This is a genomic window from Olivibacter sp. LS-1 (genome assembly GCF_008245145.1).
Taxonomy (GTDB): domain Bacteria; phylum Bacteroidota; class Bacteroidia; order Sphingobacteriales; family Sphingobacteriaceae; genus Olivibacter; species Olivibacter oleidegradans.
Genome location: NZ_CP041643.1, coordinates 4,778,233 through 4,801,437, shown reverse-complemented (window position 1 = coordinate 4,801,437; position 23,205 = coordinate 4,778,233). Strand labels below are relative to the sequence as shown.

General features: G+C 42.6%; 18 protein-coding genes. 7 read left to right on the top strand and 11 right to left on the bottom strand.

All coding sequences use genetic code 11. The annotated features are described in order from the left end of the window. Positions 1-8 precede the first annotated feature (8 nt). From FKG96_RS19795 to FKG96_RS19780, 4 genes are read left to right on the top strand one after another with little or no spacing between them, the layout of a single operon-like run. On the top strand, positions 9-1,373 hold the full coding sequence (locus FKG96_RS19795; protein WP_149105904.1) for a hypothetical protein: 1,365 nt from the start codon (positions 9-11) through the stop codon (positions 1,371-1,373). Next, on the top strand, positions 1,343-1,999 hold the full coding sequence (locus FKG96_RS19790) for a hypothetical protein (protein WP_149105903.1): 657 nt from the start codon (positions 1,343-1,345) through the stop codon (positions 1,997-1,999). Before FKG96_RS19795 ends, FKG96_RS19790 begins: the two co-directional genes overlap by 31 nt. Beyond that, positions 1,996-5,226 carry a hypothetical protein gene (locus tag FKG96_RS19785; protein ID WP_149105902.1) on the top strand — a complete coding sequence of 1,077 codons (3,231 nt, stop codon included), beginning with the start codon at positions 1,996-1,998 and terminating at the stop codon, positions 5,224-5,226. The genes FKG96_RS19790 and FKG96_RS19785 overlap by 4 nt, the downstream gene beginning before the upstream one ends. Further along, positions 5,223-6,170 (top strand): hypothetical protein, encoded by a 948-nt coding sequence (locus tag FKG96_RS19780; protein ID WP_149105901.1) that lies wholly within the window; start codon positions 5,223-5,225, stop codon positions 6,168-6,170. Before FKG96_RS19785 ends, FKG96_RS19780 begins: the two co-directional genes overlap by 4 nt. Before the next feature lie 21 nt (positions 6,171-6,191). On the opposite strand, the gene FKG96_RS19775 is transcribed toward FKG96_RS19780, so the two are convergent. The 3 genes from FKG96_RS19775 to FKG96_RS19765 all read right to left on the bottom strand — a co-directional run bounded on the left by FKG96_RS19775 (position 6,192) and on the right by FKG96_RS19765 (position 8,151). Next, positions 6,192-7,241 (bottom strand): YhcG family protein, encoded by a 1,050-nt coding sequence (locus FKG96_RS19775; protein WP_149105900.1) that lies wholly within the window; start codon positions 7,239-7,241, stop codon positions 6,192-6,194. Positions 7,242-7,417: 176 nt separating this feature from the next. Next, a complete protein-coding gene (locus FKG96_RS19770; RefSeq protein WP_149105899.1) occupies positions 7,418-7,702 on the bottom strand; it encodes a helix-turn-helix domain-containing protein in 285 nt (94 codons plus the stop codon). Positions 7,703-7,758: 56 nt separating this feature from the next. Next, positions 7,759-8,151: a helix-turn-helix transcriptional regulator gene (locus FKG96_RS19765; protein WP_210421318.1), complete on the bottom strand. Its 393-nt coding sequence runs from the start codon at positions 8,149-8,151 to the stop codon at positions 7,759-7,761. Between the two features lie 613 nt (positions 8,152-8,764). Between FKG96_RS19765 and FKG96_RS19760 the strand changes: the two genes are divergently transcribed. Genes FKG96_RS19760 through FKG96_RS19750 form a run of 3 tightly spaced genes read left to right on the top strand, consistent with a single transcriptional unit; the run spans position 8,765 to position 15,239 of the window. Beyond that, positions 8,765-12,379: a SusC/RagA family TonB-linked outer membrane protein gene (locus FKG96_RS19760; RefSeq protein ID WP_149105897.1), complete on the top strand. Its 3,615-nt coding sequence runs from the start codon at positions 8,765-8,767 to the stop codon at positions 12,377-12,379. An 11-nt stretch (positions 12,380-12,390) separates the two neighbouring features. Continuing rightward, the gene (locus FKG96_RS19755; RefSeq protein ID WP_149105896.1) at positions 12,391-13,773 is read left to right on the top strand and encodes a RagB/SusD family nutrient uptake outer membrane protein; all 1,383 of its coding nucleotides are present in this window, start codon (positions 12,391-12,393) and stop codon (positions 13,771-13,773) included. A gap of 14 nt (positions 13,774-13,787) precedes the next feature. Then, on the top strand, positions 13,788-15,239 hold the full coding sequence (locus FKG96_RS19750; protein WP_149105895.1) for a redoxin domain-containing protein: 1,452 nt from the start codon (positions 13,788-13,790) through the stop codon (positions 15,237-15,239). Positions 15,240-15,255: 16 nt separating this feature from the next. On the opposite strand, the gene FKG96_RS19745 is transcribed toward FKG96_RS19750, so the two are convergent. The 8 genes from FKG96_RS19745 to FKG96_RS19710 all read right to left on the bottom strand — a co-directional run bounded on the left by FKG96_RS19745 (position 15,256) and on the right by FKG96_RS19710 (position 23,166). Further along, on the bottom strand, positions 15,256-15,552 hold the full coding sequence (locus FKG96_RS19745; protein ID WP_149105894.1) for a hypothetical protein: 297 nt from the start codon (positions 15,550-15,552) through the stop codon (positions 15,256-15,258). An 11-nt stretch (positions 15,553-15,563) separates the two neighbouring features. Then, a complete protein-coding gene (locus tag FKG96_RS19740) occupies positions 15,564-16,019 on the bottom strand; it encodes a MauE/DoxX family redox-associated membrane protein (RefSeq protein WP_168204579.1) in 456 nt (151 codons plus the stop codon). A gap of 95 nt (positions 16,020-16,114) precedes the next feature. Next, entirely contained in the window at positions 16,115-16,357 is a 243-nt protein-coding gene (locus tag FKG96_RS19735; RefSeq protein WP_149105892.1) for a hypothetical protein, read from the bottom strand. 403 nt (positions 16,358-16,760) lie between these two features. Continuing rightward, positions 16,761-17,354, bottom strand: a complete 594-nt coding sequence (locus FKG96_RS19730) for a Crp/Fnr family transcriptional regulator (RefSeq protein ID WP_149105891.1) — start codon at positions 17,352-17,354, stop codon at positions 16,761-16,763. Between the two features lie 162 nt (positions 17,355-17,516). Beyond that, positions 17,517-18,431, bottom strand: coding sequence for an AraC family transcriptional regulator (locus tag FKG96_RS19725; protein WP_149105890.1), 915 nt, complete (start codon positions 18,429-18,431; stop codon positions 17,517-17,519). Between the two features lie 446 nt (positions 18,432-18,877). Next, complete coding sequence (locus FKG96_RS19720) at positions 18,878-20,110, bottom strand: glycoside hydrolase family 88 protein (protein ID WP_149105889.1); 1,233 nt, start codon at positions 20,108-20,110, stop codon at positions 18,878-18,880. A 36-nt stretch (positions 20,111-20,146) separates the two neighbouring features. Continuing rightward, positions 20,147-21,700, bottom strand: coding sequence for an L-lactate permease (locus FKG96_RS19715; RefSeq protein WP_130855217.1), 1,554 nt, complete (start codon positions 21,698-21,700; stop codon positions 20,147-20,149). Beyond that, positions 21,697-23,166, bottom strand: coding sequence for a BNR-4 repeat-containing protein (locus tag FKG96_RS19710; RefSeq protein WP_149105888.1), 1,470 nt, complete (start codon positions 23,164-23,166; stop codon positions 21,697-21,699). Before FKG96_RS19710 ends, FKG96_RS19715 begins: the two co-directional genes overlap by 4 nt. Positions 23,167-23,205: the final 39 nt, after the last annotated feature.

Genomic DNA, 23,205 nt, shown 5'->3' with positions numbered 1-23,205 from the left:
AATATTATTTGAAAGTTACATCCAACCATACCTTCCACTTTCTCACGGAAATATCCAAAGAGAACACCTATAGCCTGCTTTTTCCGGAAGCTAAAGCGGGCCTGGCCATCGTATGGTTGTATGAGCAGATGCAGAAAGGAATATTTCCACAAGATAGCTTTAAAGAAAAGGATATCCATGAAGCCCTGCGGACGGTCAATCCCGCTATTGAAAACGACAAAAGCCGCCATCCCAGAGAACATTACAATGCCTTGATCTCAAACCTGCTGGAATACTTTCTCCGGTATGATGAAGAACGGCAGGAATACTCGTTCAAACAATATGCCTACATCTTTTGCCAGCAGGCACACGATATACTAAAAGCTACCTTCTCACCTACAAGAATTGAGAAAATATGCTTCGCTTTATATGATAAACTGAAGCAAAGCAAAGACCTCGATACTTTCTTGGATTGGTTCCATATCGATTTTGATGCCTTTAAGCTTCAGTTAAAAAGCCAGTTGGATTTTCTGGATCGGCAAATCGATCAATCGGTCGCCTCATTAAGGGAAAACAAAAAGCTCAGCCTTCAGGAAGGCACCATACTGGAAACATTGCAGCAAATTGATGAACGCTTTGAGCTCATCAGGGCACAAAACAAGGAATTACGTACTGCATTTCGGGAAATAGAACAAATCCGGAGACTGATTGAAAGCAACGCATTAGCTTATGATCATGCAGAAGTTGACGCGAGAGTACATGAAGCCATTACATTTTTCCAGGAAATGCGCCGGACGCTTTCCATCATCGATAAGCGATTAGATCGCATTCAACCCAAAATCAAGCAACTGTTCAGCAACCTGAACAAGCCGCTGTTCAATACACGGATAGAACGTTTTCTCTATCACCTGGTCGAAAATAGTATAGAGGTTATTGAGGGTAGTAAGAAAACAATCCGTCTGCCTGGCAATATTCCGCCATTGTCTGTATTTCTGTTGGAGCAAGACCTTACAATCGTAGAAAGAAAACCGGATCTCTTTCCGGTAAAACCAAAAAAACGGCTGATGATTACTGAAACCCCTGAAATGAAAGCCTCGGTTTTCGCTTCATTTCAGAACCGCCTGAACCAGCAGGATGAAATCAGTCAATGGATAGGTACGCTTCAAAGAGAAGTGGATATGCATGATCAGCTACGGCTTTCGGATTATTTCTTTCAGATAGCGAAACCGGATGATCCTCATACGCTCACGCTTGCCATTGCTGTCATTTACCGAGCTATGGGGTTTTTCGAAGGACAAGAACAATATATGGTTAGTATCGATCCTGGAAAGATTATACATAACACGGCATTTAAAACATCATTATGGGAAATTATCATCCGCAGGAAAACATAAACGCGACTTCATTTTTAGCAGACTCCGCTGCAAAAGAGCTTTTTGCAACGATAGATTATGCGTTAAAGAACGGTGTACACATTCAGCGCTGGCAACAGCAAGAAGCTATATTTCGCTTTTTAGAAAGGCATTTTCGAAGTATGAAGCTATATTATCGCGAATTTTTTGGCATACTGCTCGAAGAAGCCGGAGAGACGGTCAATAAATATTATTATGTGGATTTTCTGCCCGGCAGCCGCGGGAACATCTCTGTGGAAAACAGGCATTTCCTGGCAAATGAATATGTCATTATAGGTTTCATACTGTACAAGATCGTGTTTATCGATGGATATATTGAACTAGATTCCCTGCCTGCATTGCAAAGGATGATCCAGCAGGACTATGAAGACATCAAGCCCGGTATTTACCGGGCATTGGCAAAAGCCAGAAAAGTCAACACAACAGAAATGGACGATCAGAAAGTAAATGATGTCGTTGAAAAAGCACTGCGTGAATTTTCCAAAATCGGCTGGATAGCACTGGAAGGGCAAAACTTCGACATATTACCCTCTTTTCAGCGATTGCCCAAAATATATGGTGACTACATCAACCATCCCGAAAATTGGCTAAAAGACGAAACAGCATGACAAAACAATATCCAAGAATATACAGTCTTTCCACCGTTGGCCTGATTCATCACCGAGAATTCGACTACCTTTTTCATCCGTTCCGTACAGATTTCATAGGCGAAAGCGGATCGGGGAAAAGTATGATCGCAGACCTGATCCAGCTCATCTTTGTGGGATCGGAAGCCTTTGAATCTGCCACACGGGGAACGGACATCCGAGAACCGGAAGGGATGGTATTGCAGGCAGAAAAACGCAGCAAAGGTGTCGGCTACGCTTTTCTGAACATAGAAATAGCGCCCGCACAATACCTGGTGGTAGGCAGTTACATGGAAACGGGCAATCGGAGCACACAGGCATTTATCATTCAGGCAGGTTACGACTGGCAGCATATTCAGTATCTTTCTGTACCGGTTTCTTTTCAACAGGTTTTAAAAGAAGAGGATATCCTGCCGATAGATTTGCTCGCGGAATATTTGGATGAACAGGGGTTGCACATGAAAGCATGGCACCGTTACAAAGAATTTCATAAAATCCTGTTCCGTGAAAAGATCCTCCCTTTGGATCTGGCATCCAGCGAGAGACTGCTGAATGACTACGCTGGGATACTGCAATCTTTCTCCAGGGGTAAAATGCTGGATACCCATAAAAGCGACAGTCTCAAACAATTTCTTTTCGGCAATCAGGAAACCCGGAAAATACTGGATAATTACAAAAGTGCGGAAAAAGATATGGAACAGGCCATCGGAGAATATGGCCATAACCTGCAGGAGATTGAGCGGGTAACATCAAAACAAAAAGAACTGATAGACCTCAGGGAACTGAAAAAGCAACGGGATGAGCAGCAACAGAGATGGCTGCACCGAAATCTGTTGTTCTATCACCAGGAGACAACAAGACTGGAAAAAGAAGTCAACGACGGTATCATTCAATATACAAGCGTACTGCAGCATCAATCCATACTCAAAGAATTACTGGCAGATGAAATAAATCGGGTTAATACGATATTACCAGAGTTAGAGTTAGCACAAAAAACAGCAGAACAAGAATATGAAGCTATTTTACCTCGTCATAGCCAGGTAAAACAAGTAGTGGATTGGCTGGCCGAATTTAACTGTTCCTATGAAGAGCTGGGAACCCGTTATAAGGAGTACAAACGGAATCAATCTGAAAAAGCCGTGCTAAGTCCGTTTCTTTACGCATTGCAGCAAAAAAGCATAGCGGATGCATTTGACAATATTTCCGCAAAACAATCAGCTGCCGAACTAAATCAATATCTGGCAGATGTCATTGCTGAAAGAGAACATCAGATACAGCAAAAGAACCGGTTAAAAAAATACGCTAATATCAATGATCCGGAATCATTGGTCAACTGGGCATTGCAACAAAAAAGAGCCTTTACGATTGAAGAAGAAAGCGCCATCCTACATTTTCAGGATTTGCCGAGGAAGAAGCCAGCCGATTTAAACGACTACCTTCCAGAACCAGCAGAGTTGATATTATCGCTATCGGTGGCTGAAAAGTCGGATAATGGCTTTTGGATCACACTGAACGGCATACGCAAGCACATTTCCTATGTTACCGAACAGATATTAGATACGACTGATGAGGATAAAATCCGTTCTTATTTTGAACAATACACGAACACCCTAGATAAGGATGTCCGCGAGCTTGAAAAAGAACTTAGTATTTACCAGACTATGCAGGAAACCGTCAATACACAGGATAATATCGCCCGAATACTATCAGCTTATCCAAGAAAAGATATTTTGCATCAACTTTCGGATATTCCATCGCTCAATATCAGTGAGGAACGTTTTCAGGAATACCAGGAACTTTATCTTCAGAAAACAGCAATTCAGGAACAATTTACCCGAGCCAAAAATACCAAAGAGCAAGCCGATTATGAACTGCGTCTGGCTAAAACTAATGCCGGCGAATACAATGCCATCTTGAAAGCGTTGGATACTAGTAGTAAACCTGATGATGATGTACAGCTTATTCTCGACCAATTCCCGCGTAGGGAGACTTACCTGAACTCCTACAGCTTGGAAAAAGAAAACATATCCGCTTCCCTCTCAATGGCGATGAACAAAACGGACTTTTTTAGGGAGCAAGGGCAATTGATGCAACCCGCTTTGTCTGGTGTCCAACAGATTCCCTCTTTGAAAAGCAGTTTAGATAGTAACCAAGCCGAACTAGAGAGAGCAAAAGATCAATACCTGAAATGGTACGAACGTTTACCCGAGTCTTTGGAGATTGAAGAGTATATAACAGAACCCAAAACAGAATACACTCAGTATCTTGATTCGGAAGCAAAGTTCAATGCCAAATATGCTACCATCATTGAACAATATATCGCATCCGAAGCCTACCGTTTTGTGGACACAAAAGACTTTACGGAATTAGCCAGGAATTTGCTTCCCGAAGCCTTCTATGATGTCGTGGTAGATCAGTCCGAGACCAATGTGATTGATACAATTGCCACTTACCTTACCCGTATCAACGAAAAGAACAGGCAACTGAACAACCGGAAAATTCAGAAAATAAAAAATCTGCTGGATGAAGTAGATGAAATCATTACGCAACAGGAAAACATCATTCGCCGTATCGACAATTTTTTGAAAAGCGATGCGCAAATTACAGGAGGGTATACAGCCAGGTTACGCAAAACACCGGCTGTTAATTATCCCAAAACCTGGATGAGCACCTTTAAAGAAATGATAGAAGACGAAGCAGGCACTCTGCAAAATAAACTAGGTGAAAAGATTGATTTAGCCGAAATGATGAAGACTGCCTTTCACAATTGTGGAGGCCCTTTGCATGCAAATACAGTAGTAGCCAAGTTGCTCGATCCATCGAATTATTATGAACTCTCTTTCACTATGGAGTCCGAAAGTGGGCGCATCAATAAAGGAAGTACTGGTCAGACCTATGCAGCGGTCGCGCTTCTCTGCATTGCCCGTTTGTCTATCATGAGCAGCGAGGAAGGCAAAGCGGCAGCACCTGCAGTTCGCATCATGCCGATAGACGAGGCGGAAGGCCTGGGTTCCAACTATGATATGTTGTACGACATAGCCCAGAAGTATGATTATCAATTAATTTCCCTTTCCATTGGCCCCGTTGGTAAATTCAGGGACGGAGAGCAATACTTGTATATGCTTCACAAAAATATGGAAGTAGAGGATCCTGTAAACTATACACCATTAGCCATTTTATGTGAAAGCGATAAAATGTCCAACGTATGAGTAATCGTAAATTAACCTGGCGACATTTAAAAGCCTTGCATCAATTATACGTTTCCAAGCGGACAGAAGCGAAGATAACGGACAATGCTTATATCAGAAATGTACTGATGGTACAGAAAAAAATTATAAAATATAAGTCTGGAAATGTCAAAATATTAGAAGTAAATCCAGGTTTTACAGCATTTTATCAGCAGCATTTTGAGGCAGATTATTTACGATATGAAAATTTTTTGCGGGAACAAAACCTGGAAAGTGATGCAAGAAGGCGGTATACGGAAGATGATATTCAGACATTGATGTTCATAGCAGAGCAAAAAGAAGAGTTAGTCCAAAACCTTTCCACCATACGCACCTTTTCCAGTGAAATATTTAAGGGACAAGGCTCTAAGTACCTTGAAAATAAACCAGGGTTAAAAGACGCTGTCTGCAAAATTTTAGATATAGCAGATTTTCCTGAAAAGGATCCTAAAAATCTTCAATGGCGGTTTGTGGTAGATTGCCTCAATCCTAAAGTGATCGTGCTTTGTGAGAATATTGCCCACCTGAAAAATCCCTGGAAAGTAAGAGAACATAATATCGAACTATGGTATGTAGGCGGCAATAATATCCGTATCATCGATTATATCAGCCCTGAAAAACTGTCAAAGCCACTTTACTACTCCTGTGACTGGGATTGTCATGGCCTTTCCATTTATTCCCGTATTAAAGAGAAACTGCGAGTAAAATCTTTTGACATAGGATTATTGTTGCCTGACACTTATGAAACAGCCTTGCCCGTAAATTCTCTGCATCATAAAAGTGAGTGGAACTTTAATAAGGAATTGTCCGGGTTAAATGCTGCAGATTTTTCAGATGAAGCTTTACAGCTTATCAACAAGTTAATAAAAGAGAATAAGTGGATTGAGGAAGAGTCAATGGATTTAGTGAGAATGGTGATAAAGTGATATTCAAATTGAATTTACTAACTATTTATTCATTTCTTCATCGCTTATCTTCTGTTTAGCTATTTCTATCGAACGATGTAATTTGTCTGCAAACCATTGTTTACTTGGTAATTCGGTTAAATATTGTGCTACGCGTATTTCCTTTTCATTGAGCATTAGTAGTTCGATGTGTTCTGTATTTCCTTCACTGCAGAGGAGCAGACCTATGGGAGTTTCTTCGCCAGGCTGCATTTCATATTTTTGTAGCCATCTAAGATATAATTCCATTTGTGCTTTATACTCTGGTCGAAATTTGCCTAATTTCAAATCGATTGCTATAAGCCGTTTAAGCTTCCTATGATAAAATAATAGATCCAAATGATAATCTATACTATCTACACTGATCCGTTTCTGTTGACTTACGAAGGCGAATCCACTACCTAATTCTAAGATGAATTCCTGTAAATTGTCTATCAACGCCTGCTCTAGTTCCCTTTCGCTATGGTTTTTAGAAAGATTGAGAAAATCTAAAATATACGTGTTTTTAAATACTAACTCAGGATCTATGGCAGCATTTGATTGAAAAGCACTTATGGCGTTGGTTATATTGCTGTCCGGTTGGGATGCTATTACAGTTCGCTCGAAAACCATTGCATCAATACTATTCCTCAGTTTTCGTACACCCCATTGTTCTTTAGCAGCAAAGGTCGCGTAATACATTCGCTTGGGTTCGTTCTCTATAATGGAAAGTTCAATAAGGTGACTCCAGGATAATTGTTGCGACAATGTCGCAACAATTTCTTCCGAAAAGACAGCAGCCACTTTTCGCATTCGTGTTAAGGCTGTATAAGTATATCCTTTGCCATAAGACAAAGTCAATTCCTGTGACAGTGTCGCAAGAATTTGACGGCCATATTCTGCACGCCTTTTACCGATCAGTTCCTTGTTGAGGTAGTTGCCAATGCTCCAGTAGAGAAGGGTTGTTTCTGAATTGACATATACTGCGACCCGCTCACGTGCGGCGTCTATGAGCTCTTTTACGTCAATTAAAATAATGGAGATGTGTTTATCTAATTTGGTGTCAGGTTTCATTATTAAATTTAGGTCTTGTCGGTTATAGCACTTCGCAATCCAAAATTGGATAGCCTTATCCTAGAAGTTCATATCTTTACGCTGTAAGACTTAGTCAAGCCTCTTCCGTAAAAGGAATGTAACTAAGTAAAGATTTGCAAAAGGGATTCATTTGAGTCCCTTTTGCTTATTAAGAACTAATTTTTGTTAGGTTTTTCTTCGCTACCTTCATAATATGAAACTGCGTATATAGTCCTGCTGTAAGTTCCGATATTGTAGTTTGTACTGTCTGATACCCCCAAAATATGCTTGGGATCTATCCCATAATGTTCTCCGAGTTTTCCTGCTTGAATAAATGTAGGCCTAACTGCTCCGCTTTCAATTAGCTCATATTCAGAAATGGAGATATCTAGCAAAGCTGCGAGTTGATCTTTTTCATACTTGTTTTCGATTCTCAGATTTTCCAGTAAAGTTTTGGCCATGATATTTTTTATTTTCGGATGTTAAAGTTAAAAAACTATTTCAATAAAGGTATCTATTAGGACGTCTTATCATTGATGAGATGAGATAATAGCCTGTCATTTTCCTTTGACAGTTTCTCATTTTGCTGTTTCAAAGTTTCGATTTGCTCGTCTTTTTCTTTTATAAATCGCTCGTATAATTTAATGATCGTTTTATGTTCGGATTCATTGTATTCCTGCGTGCTGATGATGGTTCGACTGTGCGATCCAGTATTATAATTCACTACAGGTAAATCTTCTGATAAGAAAATGTTTGCGGGAACATTATATAGTTCTGCCAACTTTTTCATCCTGTCGATTGTCAAACGGATTTGACCATTCTCTATTTTCGAGTACGTATTTTGGCTTATCTTCAAATAGGATGCTACATATTCTTGGCTGTATCCATTTGCTTCTCTCAGAATTTTCATAATTTTTAACTCGGTCATGTCTTAATGGTTTAAGTGATAAGTTAACACTATAGGTGATTATTTAGTATCTAAAAAATAGTGCTTTTTTAAAATCGAGCTTTAACTTTGCTGTTATATCCAAAGGTAACAAAAATATGTTTAAAAGAGATATATAAATTATTTAAAATACATAAAAATAGGTATTAACTAAAGAGTCTTGCGGTTGCAAATTCTGACGCCGCTACGCAGGACAGCAGAGTAATACCCATATCTATTCTTAATGTGCTATATTTGCGCATCGAGATGGATGTGGGATCTGTTGTAAAGCCGTGTAGCGTAAGGCGTCAGAAACTTTATTGCAACCACGGTGTTCAGGTCCCACATTTGTTGTTTCTGCACCACGCGAGGCTCGTAGCTATACGAGCAAATGAAAACCAAACCTAAACATCAAAAGAAATTAAATTCCCATTTTCAAAGAATTGGAGATATATCGGCTTCCAAGCCTAGATTTACCCTTTTCGACATCCTCTTCGCGCGCAAGCCCAAAAACCCTATTTAGCAGGTTGATCTTGAATTTTTCAAGCCAGAGAGCTTGATTTATTAATGTACTGATTCATTTCAACCAAATCTAAAAATGAACGATAAAAGCGTAATGGGAGAGGTTTGCCCAGTGGGCAGGCCGTCGGTTATCAGCTGCCAGCCATCGGCTAAAGACACCTCTCAAAAGAAAAAAGTATTTAAAGATAAAAAAGAGGCCCTAAGTAGGCTGGCCTCCAATATAGATAATAAATCGACACAATTTGTCGGGTCCCTCCCGTGTCCCTCTCTTGAAGATGGCTTCGGTGGTTCGATTAATATTGGTCGGAACTCAATGGGCACTCGTGGCGAGTTCCATGGGGAAATTCCCCATCGAGTGAACCTTCAGTTTCGCTCAAGATGGCTAGCAGGGGAGAGGACAGGTAGGAGGGAGGTAAGCCGTGGAAAAGGGACCCTGCGCGCCCTTAAACCCTACACCATATACCTTACAGCCTTAAACGTCTTGTTCTGTGTTTGTTTGGCACACGCCCGGCAGTCCTCCTCCCCGGAGGCTGCCCACGGCGTGGCTTTTCAGAACAGCTATCCCATTACGGGTAGGGTGCTGAATGCCGCTGATGATACCCCTTTGGATGGTGCGACGATTAGCATCAAAGGCAAACAGAATACTGTATTGACCAATGCGGAAGGTAAATTTCGTATCCTTGCAACAGATAGCACAGGTGTTCTGATGATCAGTTATGTAGGCTACCAAACAGCGGAGATACCATTTACTAATAGCAACAACAATCCGTTAACCATCTATCTCGAAAGCAACGGTACCCAACTGGAAGAAGTGCAGGTAAGCACCGGGTATCAGACCTTGCCGAAAGAACGGGCAACGGGGAGTTTTGTACAGATTGATAGTACATTATTGCATCGAAGCGTATCCACGAATATCCTTGATCGGCTGGAAGGAGTTACGAACGGATTAATCTTTAATAAAAGTCTTACAAATCAGGGTAACAATGCCGGTATTTCCATAAGGGGCAGAAGCACCTTGTTTGCCAATCCTGAACCGTTGATCGTGGTCGATAATTTTCCTTATGACGGAGATATAAGTAATATTAATCCCGCAGATATTGAGTCGATAACCGTGCTTAAGGATGCCGCCGCGGCAAGTATCTGGGGAGTGAGAGCCGGTAATGGTGTAATTGTAATCACGACACGAAAGGGTAAATATGATGTAAAACCGGTAATCGCTTTTACATCCAATTTTACGTTCAAAAGAAGGCCGGATCAGTATTATTTACCGCGTTTGAGCTCTGCTGAATATATAGATGTTGAGCAATATTTATTTGAGAGAGGAGCCTACAACACCATAATCGGTAATGGTTATGGTGCAATTTCGGAAGTTGTTGACATTCTAAACCGGAAGACCAACGGAGACATAACGGAAATGGAAGCGGTTTCCGCAATTAATGTGCTTAGAAACCAAGATAACAGAGGTGATATAAGTAAATATCTATTTAGGGAAAGCTTTTTTCAACAGTATCAGGCGAACATGAGCGGAGGTGGGCGGAACAACCGATATTTTATCTCAACCGCCTATGATAATAATAAAGGCGCTGCTGTGAGCGATCAGTTTGAGCGAGTTACGATCATGGCAAACAATACATTCCGGTTGCTGAAGGATAGACTGGAGTTATTTACGGGCCTTACATTTACAAACAGTTTATCTAACAGCAATTCGAATCCATATTCAGCCTTTACACCTTACGAAAGATTTATAGATGAAGAGGGGAACTCACTACCTGTTTCCGGTGGTAGGCAGTTGCTCCGTAAAGCTTATGTCGATACGGTCGGTGGTGGAGATTTATTGGATTGGAATTATAGACCGCTGGATGAACGTCACGCAAACGTCAAAGACGCACTTACCGATTATCGGGTAAATGTGAATATAAAATATCGTTTACTGGATGGGCTTGATATTTCGACGAATTATCAATATGAAAAGGCAGATGGAGTGAGAGACAATCTGAATACCGCCAATTCATTTTTCACACGCGATATGATCAATACGTTTAGTCAGGGAAATGAACAGACCGGTGAGATCCGAAGAATCATTCCATTGGGAGATATACTGGAACGCAGGAACAATGCTTTCGCTTCACACTATGGGCGTTTTCAATTGGATTTCAATAAAAAAATCCATCAAAATCACGATGTAACCGCACTTGCGGGATTTGAGATAAAAAATTATAAATCTTCTTACGATTCCAATACGCTGTATGGTTATGACAGACCAACGGCTTCCAATCAAAATGCTTCCATCAACTTCACAGCGCTGTACCCCTTGTACTATAATCCCGTACAGTCGGGCAGAATTCCTTTCGAACAGTTCGGACAATGGACGTTAGACAGGTACATGTCCTACTATTTCAATGCTTCCTACGGTTTTAAGAACCGATATATATTTTCTTTTAGTGCAAGGAAAGATCAATCGAATTTATTCGGTGTCGATTCAAATCAAAAAGGTGTGCCACTTTGGTCGACAGGCTTTCTCTACAAGCTGACTGACGAGCCTTTTTTTCCCATCCCCTGGCTTGCCAAACTGGCACTTCGGGCAACCTTCGGTTACAATGGAAATGTGGATAAAAGTGTTTCTGCCCTTTTTACCTCGACACTGTTTACGTACAATATGTACAATGCGCTATACGCGAGGGTGGTAAATCCACCTAATCCTTCGTTGCGGTGGGAAAAAGTAGCCAATGTTAATCTCGGACTTGATTTCGCTCTGAAGAGCAACAAGTTATCGGGAAGTATTGAATATTATCAAAAAAAAGGGCTCGATCTCATTGGCAGCGCCATGATCGCCCCACAAACGGGGATTTCGAGTTTTAGAGGAAATACTGCTAATATTATCACCAGAGGTGTCGATCTGATGTTGCACGCAAATGTGATCGATCGAATTATCCGTTGGGATACTGATTTCCTGTTAACTCATGTTAAGGATAAGGTTACCAAATATGATTTCAGGCAGTCGACCAATTTATCGGTCGTCCGAAGCAATCCCCAAAATCCCATGGTCGGGTATCCATACTACGGCCTGTTCGGTTTTGTTTGGGGCGGTCTGAACGGCGAAGGCAATCCGGTCGGTCTTATTGAAAATACTGAAAGTACCAATTATGCTGCAATATTGAATTCAACAAAGACCGATGAATTGGTTTACGTTGGTAACGCCACACCCACTTTCTTCGGCTCGCTTCGGAACAGTTTTTCCTTCAAAAGGGCAACGCTGTCTGTAAATATAACCTATAAGCTCGGTTACTTCTTCAGGCGTAGCTCCATTAATTACTCGGCGCTCTTGAATGGCGGTATAAACGCGTATCAGCAGGCAGATTTTGCTTCGAGATGGCAGCAGCCCGGTGATGAACAGCATACAACCGTTCCCGCCTTTGTTTATCCCGCAAACACCAATAGGGACAATTTTTATCAATACTCCACCGCCTTGATCGAAAAGGCCGATCATATCCGGCTTCAGGATGTTCAATTAAGCTATCTTCTTAAGACCGGTGAACGTATTCCCATGAAAAATGTCCGATTGGTCTGTTACGCCAGAAACCTCGGTATCATATGGAAATCCACAAGGTATAGCATAGACCCGGATTACAGCTACGGTACGGGTATGCCTGATCCATTCAGTGTATCGATAGGTATAAATTTTAATATATAATCCAGTGTACTATGAAAAAGCAGTTTTCCAATATAGCATCTATTTTCGTAACATTATCGGTTTTGGGATGCAGTGGATATTTAGATGAAAAGCCTTCTTCGGGTCTCACAATACCTGCCAAGGTGCAGGAGTTCCGGAATCTATTGGACAATATGGGGGTAATGAATATAACAAACCCCTTACCCCAGCTTTCGGCTGACGAATATTTCATAAAAGATGAAAAAATCTACGATGCGCTGAATACGCTTACGGAAAAAAACGCCTATCTGTGGAACAGGGATGTATACGGGGGAGAGCTGAATTTTCAGGGATGGAATGTCCCGTATTCAGCTATTTTTTATGTAAACAATGTACTGTCAGGTCTGGATAAAATCAAAGATGATGTTGCCGACAGACAAGAATGGAACGCTGTTTATGGCAGTGCCTTCTTTTATCGCGCTTACGCCTATTTCGATCTTGTGCGCAACTTCTGTGAGGTCTATAACGAATCGACCGCTGATAGCAGCCCGGGGCTTCCACTGAAGTTGGATCCGGGTATCGATAAGCTGGAGCAACGATCAAGCCTAAAAGACACCTATGGCCGGATAATAAGTGATTTACATTCGGCATCTACTTTTCTTTCGGAGACCGGTAGACCGGTAACGCACCTGAACAGGCCATCCAAACCCGCTGTTTTTGCGCTCTTTGCACGGCTTTATCTTGATATGCGGCATTATGAATTGGCTGAGGCGTATGCTGACAGTACGCTGGCGATATACAATGCGCTTATCGATTATAAAGCAGTTGACACCGAAAGTGCAAATCCCTTTATGAATCTGACATCGGAAACGCTGTTTTACACCACGCAGGCAAATGTATACGGCTTTACTACTTTTCCCGGGCTGAATAATCTGCAGGCAACAATTGATACCAATCTTATCAAGCTGTATGAGCCCGATGATCTTCGCTTTTCCATTTTTTATACAGAGCGATCTCCCGGTGAATTCTATATTAAAAAGGGATATTCTACGGGATATCCGTTTACGGGACTTGCTACAGATGAAATTTTTCTGATTAAGGCCGAATGTGCCGTCAGAAACGGCAAAGTGGCAGAAGGAATTGCGGTTCTGAATTATTTACTGGAGAATCGATACGATACTTCCTTTGAGCCCATTGTCGTAACAGATCGAGAGGATGCACTGCATACTGTATTGTTGGAAAGAAGAAAAGAACTCGTATGGCGTGCGCTGAGATGGCAAGACCTGAAGAGGTTGAACCGGGAAGGACATAACTTGAGCATAGAAAGGAGACTGAACGGGAAGCGTTACATACTTCCTCCCAACGATCCCAAATATGTTTTTCCCATTCCGGATGACGAGATTGCATTGAGCGGTATCAGACAAAATGAACGATAATAAATAATCTCCAAATGAAAATTTTACCATTATTATTGACTTGCCTGATATGGTCGATCAATTGTGGCATTATGCCGTTGCAGGCAAGCGGATTGCCTAACGATAGCATTGTCATATGTGGAAGAACCGCTATGATTTCAGGTGCTCCATCCATTTTCCTGGTTGAGGATTATCAAGCTGCCGTGCCATTAACACAAAAAGAACGTTCGTTACCTATTCGATTGATAGCAGACTCATTCTATGTTTCTGTTCCGGTAAAAAACCGTATAAACTATATCCGGTTTCGAAATCTGAAACCGTTTCGCAGCATTAATAATTATCTGTTATCCGCAGGTGACAGTGTTCATATTGACGGTGTGACCAATGCGGTTTTAACAACTTCGATCGAGCCCGTGAAATTGCTTGAATGTCAGTTGAAACTGGATAGCATAAACGCATTGGATCCGATAGCGGGACGTGATACGGTTACCTACTCAAAAAGATTGCTGCGCAGGGCCGAGCTTAATTTTGAGAGAGGAAAGCATCTTATACGGGAATACAGGGGCGATATCGGAGATAACCTGCTAGATGTGCTGGAGATCAATTTTTTTCTCCGAACTCATAGTATATTTTACGCAGTTTGGAAAAGCGATGGCTTGGCTGATAGTAATAAGTTCGATCCGGTACGCGTGTTGGCCAAGCTTGCTCATGATGTAAATCTGGAAGTTGACGAAACGGTATGGCTGTTAAGCGATAAATATATCGAATATAGGGCTTTTGTGCTGATGGGTTATTTTGAATTGTTGTCGAAAAGAGGGAAGCTAACGAACAGTCCCTATAAAGAAGCATATGAATATGTACAAAAAAACTTTGATGGTCTTTTGAAAGATCGGATCACTTCCTATCTGTTGATAAAATCCATTCAGCGTGATCCGCATATCGTTCCGCAGTTGCCGAAGGTTATCAATTCGCTTTCGGATAGCCTGGCCAAGCATACCTTGCTTAACGCTTATAAAAGTGTTAAACCGGGAGAAAAGGCTTTCAGCTTCAATCTGTCAGATGATAAAGGTAGAAGGCACTGTCTGTCCGATTATAAGGGGAAAGTTGTAATTATGAAGTTCTGGTTTACCGGGTGTTTGGGCTGTGCTGAGATAAAGGAGAATATGGGGATTGTCAAGCAAGCATACAAAGAGGATAAAGAGGTACTTTTTCTAAATGTCAATATGAGTAAAAAACGGGATGTCTGGCTGTCCGGTTTGGCCAGTGGCAAGTACACAGGTAAAGATGAGATCAACCTGTTCACGGACGGGGAGGGTATTGAACATCCTTTGGTGAAACACTATCAATTTGCCAGTGCACCCCAACTGTTGATTATCGACAAAAGAGGAAATGTGTTCTCGGCGAATCCCCCGCTTCCCTATACAGAAGAACAAACTGAAGAATTGATAAAATTTATCAATGATGCACGAAAAAAAGAGCGGAATTAATCCGCTCTTTTTTGCATTACTGCCATGCACCGTTTTCGGTACTTTCAATTCCTCCGGGAGGTAAATCCTCGAAGGAGTTGTATTGATCAGCCGATTGAGCTGAGCTGTAACTGACCGTGCACGGGTTCTCCTGTGGAGTACAATTGGAGCCTGGCGGCTGATTGCGAGTGTAAGAACCATCAGGTAGTTGATGATAAACAAAAGCTTGCCTTTTTGCTTCCACTGATTTATTTGTAAAGGCGCTGGCTCCAGCGCCGAATCCGATAACCGCCAAGCCTAGGGCGATTTGGGATATTATTTTTTTTGTTTCCATTTCTTTAAGTTTTATTGTTTATGCTTTTTGAGACGGAGTGCCCAAAGGCCCAATCCGGTCAGCACCAGATTGAACAGCAAATGTTCCACCCATCCCATGGATTCAATGACACCGCCACAGTGGCACATGCGCTTTTCGGCAAAGGCAAGCATAAGGCCCAAGTAAAGCGTGAATAGGCTCATTAAGCCGGTGGCTAACTGTAAGCCCCGCTTGTTGCTTTTCGGAATGATAAGCAACGCGCTGATCAGCAGTTCGGCAAGGGGCACACCCCAAGCGATCCACCCATGCATATTGCCTACGACGGGGATTTTACCAATGCCCCTGCTGAACTGCTCCAAATGCCTCAGCTTATCGATGGCCGTATAACTGAACAGGAAAACAAAGAGCATGCTGATAATAAAAATAATCCGCTCCTTCGCAGGTCGAGCTAGTTTCCATTGTTTTCTTTGTTTCAGTAAGCGTTCCATATACTTAGTGTTATGTGATTGAATCCCTTGATTATATTGCCTTGTAGCCGGCAGGGCTGATGCTGCGGGCTGCTCCCAGCCTTTGCACCCTTTTATCAGGCCATCCACGGCCATCGGGGGAATACGGCAAATTTACGTCGGTACAACCATCGGTGAATAAAACGCGTAAAGGGGAGGTGAAAGGCCAATACAGGATAACGTGGAATAAGCATCACGCGAACCGGCAAAGAGAGGTAGTACCTGAAAAAGGTAAGGAGCAGGGGTGCTACGATAGCTGCCACCCACTGCCTGTTGATGTTTTCCTGTCCTTGAGTCCACCTGTTTAATAGCTTTTCCATGTTGCCTACATTTTGTTTTTCCTACACAGTGCCGCCTCGCAGCCACTGCCCTTGTTTAATTGATCTCCGGCGTTTATCGCCGCGCCCGGCGTCCCTTGCTGCCGTACCGCTATAGCGTTCGCCTATAGAGGCTCTCCAGCACCTTCGGTATTCCCTTTAGCTAAGGCTTGCATGCCGGGGCGCCTTAGCTGGGTTCGGCACGCTGTTCTCGACAGCTGGCTTTCTACTGCGGGGGAACCGCAGGCTATGATCGAGGTACTCCCCGGTGCGATATCTTATTTTAATTGTCTTTGGTAAAGGTAGTAGATCAGCAAGGAGGCTTATGCTGCCTAGGTAGCATTTGAAGCGGATCTAGGTAGCATTTTACTGTGATCTAGATCACAGCTTTAAGTTCGCTCGTGTATCAACGAAGCTCTTTTAAACAGGTATTAAAAGTGCGCCGATCGATATGGAGGTAGTGTGCCAATAGTTCTTGCTTTACTTTACTATGTACGCCAGGGTAGCTACGTAAAAGGTAGGCGACGCGGTCGACCGCCGGATAACGTAAGGCAATGTTATGCATGGCCATTCGTCTGAGCCGCAAACTGTAAACACGAAGGAGAAGGGAGTTGAAATCTGGATAATCTTTCAACAAGTGATGTAGTTTTGAATACGAAATGCCAAGAAGTACGCTATCATCCCAGAGGTGAATACTTTCCTGTAGCTCCTTTATTTCGAAAAAGCTTTCCGGTTGAAAAATGATATCGCCTTTTTTCCAAAGAAGTAGGGCCTGTTCTTGATCGGTATATTGATCGTATTTTACACTAACAGCAACGCCCTGAACGAGATACCATAGATAACCATCGCTATCGTCGCCTTCAAATTCGATAACGCTCATCTTCGGTTGCCTAACTAGTTTCGCTGTCTGCAACAAACGACTATGGAGCTCATCCGGAATGTCCATTACGGAAGCGAGCCTATCCATAACAACTTGAATGTATTTTCGTTTCTCCTGCATAGCACCACTCGATGATTATTATAACTTGAATATGGATTCCATGTGAAATTTACGACCTTTATATCTACTAAATACTCCAAAGCTATTGGAGATTTTATAAACCGGTCTTTAATGTAAATACTACATTCCCTTTTCAGAAAAGATCTGAGACCTTCCAATAAGTTACGATACAGCCGAAGGCGAAAAACCGTGATATTTTTTAAACTGTACGGAAAAACTATGCTGATCAATATAGCCCACTTGTGGCAAAACCTCGTTTACGGGAACTCTTTCTTTTAACAGCTGTAAAGCTTTTTCCATCCGTTTGGCGGTAATATAGCTTTTGATCGTCGACCCATATGCTTCTTGAAATTTTCGTTGCAGGGTGCGTGCACTTCCTATAAACTGATCGGTGAGTTGTCGTACTTGCAAGTTTGGATTATGCAGGTTCTCGTCGATATAAATTTTCATCAATATAGGCGCTGATAGGGCAGGGCTACTTAATAAATTGGAAAGATCTTCATGATGTTGGCTCACCAACTGGAGAATGAGATGATTGATCTTATTGTTCAACTTGTTCTTGTCGTCGAGATTTAAATGAAATAAGGTCTCGATTGTCTTTCTTGTACGTGCTCGTATTCTTACGGCGGGTAATGATTTAATGCCTTGTAGATTTTTAATCATGGCTTCAATAACGGGATAAATAGAGGGAAATAATAATTGATTATCTTCTTTATGTATTAAAATCTGCGGCTGAAACACGAGGGTAACTGCTTCCACTTCTCCCGGATAAACACGTAGCTTATAGTCGCCCTGATTGTGATACGTACAAAGACTTTCTCCGGCCTTTATGTCGTATTGTTCTTCTGCTTCTGTTTGCATGGCAATACGGCCTTCTAACATAAATAGCATAAAAAAGTGAGGGTACTTTACACGATATGAGCCGTTGCGCTCGATGTCATTGTGTATTCGGTAGCGATGGCATCGCGCATCCTGAAATACTCTGGATTGGTGTTCTACAGTCGGTCCGTTGGTACCTTTGGCTTGGTCATTCTTTTTTGGATTTTTGTTTTTTAATTGTGGTAAATCTTCTTCCATGTCATGATGAATTTAAATTCATAATTGTTAATTAATTGTATTCGTAAAAATGCGGCATTCTATACATGGTTAAAAGCAAAAAAACGTCATTTTTTGAAAGTAAAGATAGGCCTTAAGAATTTTAAAAAATGGGTCACTGGCTGACCATTTTTTCTTAATTATTTTTCGTATGGAAGATGGAATTTTTTAAATCCCCTTTTTTGATACTAAAAGTTACTACAAACCTACTAAAACCACACTGAAACCTACTGGCTTCACACTGATTTGACACTTATTTGCTACTGCCGTGACATTGGTTTAGCACTATTTTTACACTTGTTTCGTACTAGCTTGATTATACCTTAGTACTTGTTAAGTACTACAGAAGTGCGGGTTATAGACGAGCTGGTAATTGGTGATAGCTAGCCGTGACCTGTACGGCTAGCTTTTTGGGAAGGTCGTTTGACTTATTTGCCGTTTTTTTTCGATAAATTCCTGTAACGCATAAGGGCTTCTACATAATAATAGTCAGCATATGATAAAGGCACATCCACTTCGCTATTGCCAGGTAAATTGCCCACGGAATGCTTCAAAAGAAAACCTCCATTAGTACCAATGGCTGCGCGGTATGTGGGTGAAGCAAGCTGTTGGATGATTTGCTCCGCAAAGTTGACATATTTGGCGGCCGTATCCTTCGGAGCGTAAGTGCTTAATTCCAGTAAAGCCGAAGCGCTTATTGCAGCCGCAGATGCATCCCGAGGGCTGTTGGGAATATCTTTTGCATTATAGTCCCAGTACGGAATCTTATCCGATGGCAAGTTTGGGTGATTCATTAAATAGGAAGCGATATGCATGGCTTGCTGTAGGTAAGCTTCGTGGCGGGTATCTCGGTACATCATGGTATAACCATATAAACCCCATGCTTGTCCACGGGCCCATGCAGATTCATCGAAAGCGCCCTGTGCGGTTTGTTTGTGCCGTATTGCGCCCGTAGCGGGAGCGTAATCGACCACGTGATACGAACTGTTATCTTGACGGAAATGGTTTTTCAATGTGGTGTTTGCGTGTGTTTGGGCAATCTCAGCATAGCGTTCATTATTTGATACCCTATTTGCCCAGTTCAATAGTTCCAGGTTCATCATATTATCGATGATGACAGGAAATTCCCATTTATCTTGATGATGATCCCAAGATCGGATGCAGCCTACCTGCGGGTTGAATCGGCTGATCAACGAAGTAGCTCCTTGGAGCAATACTTCTTGATAATGTGAATTTCCGGTGAGCCGCAAACCATTTCCAAAACTACAATAAAGCATAAAGCCCAAATCATGGGTGCCCTTGTTATATTGCTCTTTTTCCAGGTCTTTCATCCGGCTCTCGGCTTCTTTCCTTAAGCTTTCATCTCCGCTGAATTCGTACAAATACCACAATGTGCCGGGATAGAATCCGGATATCCAGGAGTTACTTTTACTAACCAACAGACTATCGTGTTCGTAAGTGCGTGGAAATACGCCTTTTGGTAGGTGCTGCCGAAGCGTTTTGTACTGCGTTACGGCTTGGCTTAGTTGCTCGTTAATGAATGCCTGATTGAGCTTGTATCCGTACGACTTGTTTGTTTGTCCATTAAGGGGTGCAAATCCTGCCAACAGAATAAAGAGCAAATAAATGCTGCTCTGGAGCGTGTTTTTTGATGTTAACATATGCTTGATTTTTGTTAAAGGGATTCATGATGAATTTTAAGGTGTTGCATAACTGTCTAATACGGGGATCATATTTTTAAAAACGTATGCCTGTAACAACACGATAAGGCAGATAATCCCTAATAGTATAAAACTGTGTTTGAGTGTATAGCGCAATAAATGTGATTCGCTACCGGTTAAACCACTGCCTGCCGCTGCTACGGCGATAGATTGTGGGGAAATCATTTTACCTAAGACACCTCCGGAAGCATTGGCGGCTACCATGGTGAGTGGATTAAGCCCGATACGCTGGGCTGTTTCAAACTGTAATTTGCCGAACAGTGCATTGGAGGAAGTGTCGGAACCGGTTATAAAGACCCCGAGCCAACCGAGTATTGGTGCGAAAAGTGGATAAAGCGCACCGGTATTAGCCATGGCAGCTGCTAAGGTTAGGGTAATACCTGCATCATTCAGCAGGTAGGCAAAGCCCATGATTGTAGCAATGGTGAGTATGGCATAGCGGAGCTGTTTAAGGGTCTTGCCGTAAATGCCGGCTGCTTTTAGGAAGGAGAGTCCGGTAAGTGGTATCGAACATAGAGCGGCTAACAGAATAGCTGTACCTGGAGTGGAAAGGTAGGGAATAGGCACCTCTGTTAAACCGATGTTGATTTTGGCTTGCGCCCACTCATCGAACGCTCGTTTTAATGTGGGTATGCCCCAGAGTATAATGAATAGCGTAAGTAGTAAAAACGGACTGAAAGCGCGGAGTACGCCACCTTCTGCTTGCTCTTTTTCTGTTGATATCTTGCGGAAGCGCAAGTAGCCCCATAGGGCAAGCAAGGAGCCGAGCCCTGCGATGATATCGGGCAGCGTGGGGCCAATGAAACTGGCGGAGAACCATTGCAACAAAGCAAAAGAGCCACCCGAAACGAGCAGTGCGGGAAGTATGGCTACCATCTGCTTCCAACCGGCCAAGGTGATGATGAGATACATGGGCATCATCAAAGATAGAAAGGGTAAAGTGCGCCCGACAGTCTGCGATATGGCCATCTCCGGTAAACCGGAGATATCGGCCAAAACGGTAATGGGGATACCTACGGCGCCAAAGGCTACCGGCGCCGTATTGGCAATCAGGCAAATGCCGGCAGCTTGTAAGGGTTGGAAGCCCAGACCTACTAACATGGCTGCCGTAATGGCTACGGGTGCACCATAGCCGGCAGTGCCTTCTAGGAACGCGCCGAAAGAAAAGGCTACCAGTAGTACCTGTAAACGCGGATCGGGCGTGATAGCGGCAATGTACTGTTTGATTGTTTTGAATTGACCACTTTCTACGCTCAGATTAAAAAGAAATAGCGTGTTGATTACTATCCAAGATATAGGAAATAAACCATAGAGCATACCGCGGACACTGGAAAAAGCAATCGTTTGCATCGGTACATGAAAGACGCTATAAGCTATTAAACAGGCAAATGCAAGAGCGAATAGGCTTGCCCAATGTCCTTTCCATTTAGCAAATACCAGTGCCCAGAATATCGCGAGTATGGGCAGGGCCGCAGCTCCTACCTGTACCAGCTTCCAGACATTACTGTTTGTAAAAAGACTACAGATCATGGCGTTTTATTTATCGGCTGTGCCTTTATGAACTTTTTGTTGAACACGCGTGGCATCTGGTAAACGGTGCCATTTTTGCCCAGGTAATATAAATGCGAAATAGAGGGCTTCCGTGCATTGCCATCGGCCCAAATGGCATAAAAGTCGGGTTGCGCATTACGCGGTTTCCGCACGTAACTGTGATTCATCTCGCTATGGGCCGTTAGTTGTTTAACCTGAGCCCAGTTTTTACCGGTATGGGTGCTCCGCCAAACGGCGATTTCCCCGCCTGGATTATAGGTTTGGGGGCCGTCTGCAGTGGGGCCGATGATATAGATGTCATCCTTATTCAGGTAGATAGAGCCCATATCGTAATTACTGTCAGACTGTGTGATGGTGTCGGCAATCCACTGCCCATCAAATGTAGAGAGTGTCCAATTCCTCGGTGCGTTTTTAGGGCCGGCTTCATAGCCTTTACTGGTAATCGTGAGGATAAAGGGTTTTCCCGCCTCGTCTAAATCAATGTCTAAAAGATAGCTGTTGCGTTGCGGGTTGCTGTAATCATGTACCAAAGCTGCATTTTGTATTTCCTGAAGGGGAAGGCTAACGGGCTTTCCTGCGGCGGTCGTCCACGTTTTTCCGAAATCAGCAGTCTCCAGGTAATATAAATTGGTACGGTAATTCAATCCTTTACCTTTAGGATGGTAGTCAAAGGCAACGCCAATCTTCCCGTTTCGCTCGGCACTTACTTGGTAATGCCCGTCTTCTATATGTGCCAAGACCTGCCATTGGCTCCAGCTGCGCCCATCTGCGCTGGTGTTAAAACCAATAACCCGGTGCCCTTGCTTATTGTACTTGGTAAATAAAGCAATAAAGCCCTTACCTGTAAGATGATAAACTTGGAAATACGAAAAGTTATGAAAGGGTTTTGTTTCGCCATCAACTATTTCTGTTGCCTGGATGGATTCAAATTGATCAATTTGATAAGGTGTTTTGGATTTAGAGATATAGGACGGACGGGACGTGCCATGAGAGGTGGAAAAAACCCAAATATAGCCGTCGTCATCCATTGAAATAACCGGATTATCATGGGCATCGGTTGTCTTTTTATCTAAAATGATGGTGGGATTGGCGAGTTTTTTCCGTTGATGATCATAATAGGAAACATTGTGGTATAAGGTGCTGTTTTCGTCATCGCTTCCGCCAAAACAAAAAAAAGTTTTCCGCACCTTTGGGGCGTAGATAGCAAAAGGCCGATGGTTAGCGGGGTAGGTGGCCATACCGCCACTGTATTTATATGCATATTCGTCATCGGAAGGCTGATTCATGTACCAAATGCCTTTAAAGCCATTTGCTTTTTGTCCGATGATATTCGCTTCGGCAAATTGGGCATCGGGATGTATGCGCTGTTGCGCCCATATTTCGCCCGGAAAGGAGAGGAGCGTACTTATCAGTATGATGATCAGCACAATATTATATCTTTTCATTTTATTCGTTTTTGGTAAATACATGCTATTAAAGGATAG

Excerpts from the sequence above, each read along its gene's own strand:
- FKG96_RS19735 (WP_149105892.1), bottom strand. The coding sequence starts at position 16,357 with ATGGAAAAGCTATTAAACAGGTGGACTCAAGGACAGGAAAACATCAAC.
- FKG96_RS19725 (WP_149105890.1), bottom strand. The coding sequence starts at position 18,431 with ATGGAAGAAGATTTACCACAATTAAAAAACAAAAATCCAAAAAAGAAT.
- FKG96_RS19715 (WP_130855217.1), bottom strand. The coding sequence starts at position 21,700 with ATGATCTGTAGTCTTTTTACAAACAGTAATGTCTGGAAGCTGGTACAG.
- FKG96_RS19760 (WP_149105897.1), top strand. The coding sequence starts at position 8,765 with ATGAACGATAAAAGCGTAATGGGAGAGGTTTGCCCAGTGGGCAGGCCG.
- FKG96_RS19775 (WP_149105900.1), bottom strand. The coding sequence starts at position 7,241 with ATGAAACCTGACACCAAATTAGATAAACACATCTCCATTATTTTAATT.
- FKG96_RS19765 (WP_210421318.1), bottom strand. The coding sequence starts at position 8,151 with ATGAAAATTCTGAGAGAAGCAAATGGATACAGCCAAGAATATGTAGCA.
- FKG96_RS19750 (WP_149105895.1), top strand. The coding sequence starts at position 13,788 with ATGAAAATTTTACCATTATTATTGACTTGCCTGATATGGTCGATCAAT.
- FKG96_RS19720 (WP_149105889.1), bottom strand. The coding sequence starts at position 20,110 with ATGTTAACATCAAAAAACACGCTCCAGAGCAGCATTTATTTGCTCTTT.
- FKG96_RS19730 (WP_149105891.1), bottom strand. The coding sequence starts at position 17,354 with ATGCAGGAGAAACGAAAATACATTCAAGTTGTTATGGATAGGCTCGCT.
- FKG96_RS19755 (WP_149105896.1), top strand. The coding sequence starts at position 12,391 with ATGAAAAAGCAGTTTTCCAATATAGCATCTATTTTCGTAACATTATCG.
- FKG96_RS19710 (WP_149105888.1), bottom strand. The coding sequence starts at position 23,166 with ATGAAAAGATATAATATTGTGCTGATCATCATACTGATAAGTACGCTC.
- FKG96_RS19745 (WP_149105894.1), bottom strand. The coding sequence starts at position 15,552 with ATGGAAACAAAAAAAATAATATCCCAAATCGCCCTAGGCTTGGCGGTT.
- FKG96_RS19740 (WP_168204579.1), bottom strand. The coding sequence starts at position 16,019 with ATGGAACGCTTACTGAAACAAAGAAAACAATGGAAACTAGCTCGACCT.
- FKG96_RS19785 (WP_149105902.1), top strand. The coding sequence starts at position 1,996 with ATGACAAAACAATATCCAAGAATATACAGTCTTTCCACCGTTGGCCTG.
- FKG96_RS19780 (WP_149105901.1), top strand. The coding sequence starts at position 5,223 with ATGAGTAATCGTAAATTAACCTGGCGACATTTAAAAGCCTTGCATCAA.
- FKG96_RS19790 (WP_149105903.1), top strand. The coding sequence starts at position 1,343 with ATGGGAAATTATCATCCGCAGGAAAACATAAACGCGACTTCATTTTTA.
- FKG96_RS19770 (WP_149105899.1), bottom strand. The coding sequence starts at position 7,702 with ATGGCCAAAACTTTACTGGAAAATCTGAGAATCGAAAACAAGTATGAA.